The following is a 310-nucleotide window of genomic DNA, read 5'->3' as shown; positions in this document are numbered from 1 at the left end:
ACCGGGCGTGGGCAGCATCTCGACATGGCCTTGCCCGATTGCGCTACGGCGCTTCTGGCCAACCAGGCAATGAACCAACTCGCCACCGGGATAGCGCCCACGCGGCTCGGCAACGCGCATCCCAACATCGTGCCCTACCAGGTCTTCGAGGCCGCGGATGGGCACATGATCCTTGCGGTCGGAAATGACGGGCAGTTTGCGAGCCTGTGCGAGATCCTCGATCTGCCCGGCACCGCCTCGGACCCGCGGTTCGCCACCAACGCGGGCCGGGTCGAAAACCGCGATGCGCTGACCGAGTTGCTGAGCCTGC

Annotated in this window: 1 protein-coding gene; it reads left to right on the top strand. The window is 66.5% G+C overall.

All coding sequences use genetic code 11. The features are described from left to right. Positions 1-24: 24 nt before the first annotated feature. Positions 25-310 (top strand): CoA transferase (locus E0702_RS16460; RefSeq protein ID WP_368816923.1); only part of this gene is annotated, 286 nt, incomplete at its 3' end.

Source organism: Halomonas marinisediminis (assembly GCF_004347715.1).
Classification (GTDB): domain Bacteria; phylum Pseudomonadota; class Gammaproteobacteria; order Pseudomonadales; family Halomonadaceae; genus Halomonas; species Halomonas icarae.
Note: the sequence above shows the minus strand (reverse complement) of the source record. Positions and strands in the feature narration are given on the sequence as shown.